This is a genomic window from Haliscomenobacter sp. (assembly GCF_040403615.1).
Taxonomy (GTDB): domain Bacteria; phylum Bacteroidota; class Bacteroidia; order Chitinophagales; family Saprospiraceae; genus Haliscomenobacter.
Window position 1 is genome coordinate 1 of sequence record NZ_JBBAKG010000109.1, and the last position, 5,616, is coordinate 5,616.

Genomic DNA, 5,616 nt, shown 5'->3' on the forward strand with positions numbered 1-5,616 from the left:
ATCAACATTTGTAATTGGAGTTTTATCGATGTAAAAATTTTTTCTCAACTTGATAGTCCCTGGGGGAGCTTCTTTTTCCGTTTGCTTATTTATTGCAAAAATGCCCAATAGAAATAATGGGAAAATTATCCAGTTCATCAGCTTGGTTTTTTGAGAAAACGGAAAGACTGTTGCTTTAGTTTTTAATCAATAAATCATTGACAAATTTACTTGATTCGGGATTCAAAAAAAAACACTGCTCACTCCCACACATATCGCTCATCATATTCCACCTTGTACTTTTTCAAAAAAGCGCGGTATTCATCCTGGAAGTTTTTCTTGCGGTGGTGCTCGTGCTGGTTGGCAATGTAGCGGATGACGATATCCACTTGTTTGGGGTTGACGGAAAACGCTCCATAGCCATCCTGCCAGAAGAAGTTTTTCAGGGAATCATCCTTGGTCTTGATCCACTTGGAGGAATTGGCTTTGACCTTTTCGACTAAATCCATGAGCGCGATTTTTTTAGATAGCAAGCACAGGATGTGGATGTGGTCGGTGTAGCCGCCGACGATGATGGATTGGCAGCCCAGCTCGTTGCAGATGCCACCCAGGTAGCTGTGCAGCTGTTGCTCATACGGCGGGTAGATCAGGTTTTGGCGGTACTTCGTGCTGAAGACGATGTGGATGTAGTTTTTGACGAGTGATTGTCCCATGGGTGCTGAATTAGATGGGTGTGAGATATCGTACGACGGGCTGCACCCATCGGTAGGAGATGTCGCCCCTTCAGGGCTATCTGCGCATCATGCTATAGCCCTGAAGGGGCGTCATCTCCCAGTGGTGGGGCATCGCCCTACCACTACAAGAGATGGTGGGGCATCGCCCTACCACGAATGGGCAAACCCTACTATTGCAAATATAGAATCTACCGTGCATTTTTTTCCTTACCTTTGCCGCCAATTCTCAAAAAGTCCGTTTCATCGGGGACAAAATCACCGCATTCAACGTTAATTGCCGAACAACGCCAAGTATATGGAATACAAGCCACGCGAAATTGAGAAAAAGTGGAGAGCTTACTGGAATAAGCACAAAGTGTACAAAGTAAGCCACCAGAGCGATCGCCCTAAGTTTTATGTATTGGACATGTTCCCATACCCTTCTGGGGCCGGATTGCACGTAGGACACCCACTGGGGTATATTGCCTCCGACATTTATGCTCGGTACAAGCGCTTGAAGGGGTTCAACGTTTTGCACCCGATGGGTTACGATGCCTTTGGTCTGCCTGCCGAGCAGTACGCCATCACCACCGGAGTACATCCCGCCAAGTCTACGGCTGAAAACATTGCCCGTTACCGCGAGCAATTGGACAACCTGGGTTTTAGCTTCGATTGGGATCGCGAAGTACGTACTTGTGAGCCATCTTACTACAAGTGGACGCAGTGGATTTTTGCGGAATTGTTCAAGCATTATTACGACAAAGACCTCGACAAAGCGACGCCCATCGAAACCTTGGTGGCGCGTTTTGAGCAGGAAGGAAATATCAAAGTCAATGCCGCCAACTCCCAAGATGCTGTATTCAGCGCTGCGGAATGGCTGGCGATGAACCACAAAGAGCAGGCCGATGTGCTGATGAATTACCGCCTGGCTTACAAAAAAGCCTCTTATGTCAACTGGTGCGAAGCCCTGGGTACAGTATTGGCCAACGACGAAGTAAAAGATGGCGTTTCCGAACGCGGCGGACACCCTGTAGAACGCCGCGCCATGATGCAGTGGTCTTTGCGCATTACCGCTTATGGTGACCGGTTGTTGTACGATTTGGATGAAATCGACTGGTCTGACGCCATGAAGCGCATGCAAGGCAACTGGATTGGCCGTTCGGTAGGCGCGCAGATGTTTTTCCCGATTGCGGGTTCGGATCAAAAAATTGAGATTTTTACGACGCGTCCTGATACCATTTTTGGCGCAACCTATATGGTGATCGCACCTGAACACGACTTGGTGCCATCACTGACTACTCCTGATCAAAAGGAAAAAGTAGACGCGTATTTGAACTACGTAAAAGCCCGCTCCGAACGCGAACGCATGGCCGACGTTAAGGAAGTTACTGGTGCATTTTTGGGGTCATACGCGGTTAACCCATTCACAGAGGAAAACATTCCGATTTGGATCGGCGAATATGTGCTGAAAGATTATGGTACCGGCGCCATCATGGCTGTACCTAGCGACGACGACCGCGACGATGCTTTTGCCCGCAAATTCGGTTTGAAGATTGTAGAAGTTGTCGACAAGTCAAACTATCCTGGCTCAACCCGCCACGACAAAGAAGGCCACATCATCAACTCCGACTTTTTGAATGGCATGGAAGTACCTGCGGCCATCGATGAGATGCTGAACCGCATCGAAAGCATGGGTCTGGGCAAACGCCAGGTTAATTACAAGTTGCGCGACGCCTTGTTCAGTCGCCAGCGTTACTGGGGAGAGCCTTTTCCGGTTGCTTATGATACAGACGGCATCGCTCACGCTATGGATGCTGCCGACTTGCCACTGGAATTGCCCGATATGGACGATTTCAAGCCCAGCACGGGAGGACAGGCTCCTTTGGCACGAGCGATCCAATGGGTAAACTTGCCCGATGGCTGGTCGCGGGAAACGGATACCATGCCTGGCTCTGCGGGGTCATCCTGGTACTTCTTGCGCTACATGGATCCTCAAAATGATCAGGAATTTGCCAGCCAGGACGCGGTGAATTATTGGCAAGATGTGGATTTGTACATCGGCGGTACCGAACACGCCGTAGGCCACCTGATGTACTCCCGGATGTGGCACAAGTTTTTGTATGACAAAGGTTTGGTGCCTACTAAAGAGCCGTTCAAGAAATTGATCAACCAGGGGATGATCCAGGGCGTGGTGGAAAACCTGTACATGCAAAAAGACAAGGTAAACGGGGTCAACCGTTTCATCTGCGCTTCCTTGGTTTCTGAAGAAGAGGCCAAAGGACATAAATTTACCAAACTGCCAGTACTGGTAGACTACGTTTCGGACTATGGGTTGTCCAGCTCTTATTTGAATGAAGAAGGGATCAAGCAGTTCATCGGATGGCGACCAGATTATACACATGCCATTTTTGAAGGACAGGAAGCCATTCTTCAAAATGGGACATTGACCGCCAAACCTGGCAAATCTGGTGCGTTCTCATTGATCACCCAATCCGAGGTGGGCAAGATGTCGAAGTCCTTGTACAACGTCATCAACCCCGACGATGTGGTAGAGCAATACGGAGCCGACTGCTTCCGCATGTACGAGATGTTTTTGGGCCCTATAGATCAGGCCAAGCCCTGGGATACCAAAGGCATCAGCGGGGTGTACAACTTTTTGCGCAAGTTTTGGAGTTTGTTCATCGACAAGCAGGGCAATTGGAATGTCTCCGATGGCGAACCCAGCCGCGAGGAGTTAAAGATTTTGCACACCGCCATTCGCCGCATCACCGAAGATATCGAGCGTTACTCGTTCAATACCTGCATCAGTACCTTTATGATTGCCACCAACGATTTGCAAAAAGCGGGCTGCAACAAAAAGGCGATTTTGGAAGAACTGGTACAATTGATTGCGCCTTTTGCCCCACACCTTGCCGAGGAATTGTGGCACAATTTGGGCAAATCCGGCTCGGTTCATCACGCCAATTTCCCCGTCCTGAATGAGGCATACCTGGTAGAAGACACCATCGAGTATCCCGTACAAATCAACGGCAAAGTACGCACTACTGCTGCTTTTGCGGCGGATACCACACCACAGGTTTTGGAAAAAGCAGTGCTGGAACTGGAAGCGGTGCAAAAATGGACCGAAGGCAAAGAAGTGAAAAAAGTGATTGTGGTACCCAAGCGCATGATCAATATTGTAGTGGTGGGGTAAACTCTGCATTTGATAAATATTCAATCGATAAGCCATCTATCCTCATTGGGTAGATGGCTTTTTTTATTAGAGAAAAATTTAATGTTAATTTGCTTTGGGATAGATTGATTTTCTAACAATGATGTTGTATTTTGTAAGCAATATCCTATCTGCAATCAACCCAAAGCTATTACAATGAAAAAACTAAATACGCTCCTGCTTTTTTTATGCTCGGTTTGTTTCGTTTCTTTCAGTATTGCACAAAATACAAAATGTCCTAAACTGCGGTTTGAATTTAAAGACACCACGGTCTGTTTGGGCGACACCCTTTACAACATCAAGGTATACAGCAACACCGATGCATACGGCGTACTGCTCATGTACAATCCCAGTTTCTTACCAAATGAGCCATTTACTTATGGTTGGGGCAGTTTTGTACATCCGCCCATACAGTTGCAAAAAATTAATGACACCCTTTTTGTGGGTGTTTTTTCAAAAGTAGCAGTTCCAGCCTCTGTGGTTAGTGTGTATTACACCAATCCGAATGAACCTATCTTGGCACTTTTAGACGGCTATCCGTATGCTGATAATACAGCCTGTTTGCCATACGCTCAATTTACCATTCGTCTTCGCGAACGAGCCTATCCAGCACGGGTTGAGGACCGCACGCTTTGCGCTGATCAAAAAGGGGATAGCCTGCTGTTTACGAACGAAAATAGTTACTATCAACAAATCTGGAGCAATGACAATCCTGGCATCGGGATACCCACATCTGGGAAAAATAAGATTCCAACTTTTACTGCCATCAACAATACTGGGATTGATCAAATTGCTCACATTAGTGTACTGAACCGAGCCAGAGATGGGCGAAATGGTTGCCCTGTCACTCCTGTTACTTTTACGATAAAGGTCAACAAAGAAAAACAGCCAATTATCTCACCCTTTTCCACCTTAATTATATGTAAGGGAGACAGCGTACCTGCGGTGAGACCTGTTGTATTGAATGGATCAAAAGCCATTCGATGGAAGCAGTGGGGCAATGGGTTGAGTGTTCCTGAATCTGGAGAAGGAGGCTTGCCTTCCTTTAAAGGCGATTACCTTGGTACGGTGTTTCCAGTCAATACCTATACTTATTTTGAATTTCAGGCGGAGAGCGCAGGCGGATGTTTTTCAAAACCAGAAAAATTTAATCTGGTGATTAGACCGGTTGCTGAAATGGAGGAAGTAGCCGATCAGTTGTTTTGCAATGGCGGAAAAAGTAAAGAAATTACCTTTACAGGCAACTATGAAGGCTTAGATTTTCGCTGGACGATAGACAATCCAAAAATTGGATTGCCAATCCGGGGTTTGGGTAAAATTCCTTCTAAATTGTTGGTAAACGAAACAGGTAACGCCTTAACAGCAATTGTAACGGTCACGCCCAAGATGCCTTCGAGAATCTGGGTGTCTAATGCACCCAATCAATGGCAAATGCACAACCCCGCCGCTCCTGCAGAGCAATCATTTGTACAGACTTCCTTTTCTACTCTAGGTAGCCAGGTTCCTCACCCCGACGGGTTTGAGATTTACTTTTCTGATGGAGAGAGTGCCAAAGTGGGCGTCAATATTTGTCCATCTTTTTGCAATTTTTTTAATCCTGATTTGCCAATACCCTTCATTGCTGTAGCAGATGTTCCGAATAAACTGTTGATCAAACCTGATGCTCAGCATTTGTATAGCATCAATTATGATAAATTCAGCATTACAGAAATT

Annotated in this window: 3 protein-coding genes; 2 read left to right on the top strand and 1 reads right to left on the bottom strand. The window is 46.6% G+C overall.

Annotated features, from left to right (window positions below):
* Positions 1 to 239: 239 nt before the first annotated feature.
* Positions 240 to 692 carry an IS200/IS605 family transposase gene (gene tnpA / locus ABW391_RS24230; RefSeq protein WP_353484485.1) on the bottom strand — a complete coding sequence of 151 codons (453 nt, stop codon included), beginning with the start codon at positions 690 to 692 and terminating at the stop codon, positions 240 to 242.
* A 316-nt stretch (positions 693 to 1,008) separates the two neighbouring features.
* On the opposite strand from tnpA, the gene ABW391_RS24235 reads away from it, so the two are divergent.
* Positions 1,009 to 3,885 (top strand): leucine--tRNA ligase, encoded by a 2,877-nt coding sequence (locus ABW391_RS24235; protein WP_353484486.1) that lies wholly within the window; start codon positions 1,009 to 1,011, stop codon positions 3,883 to 3,885.
* Between the two features lie 174 nt (positions 3,886 to 4,059).
* On the top strand, positions 4,060 to 5,616 hold a 1,557-nt coding region (locus tag ABW391_RS24240; RefSeq protein WP_353484487.1), incomplete at its 3' end, for a hypothetical protein.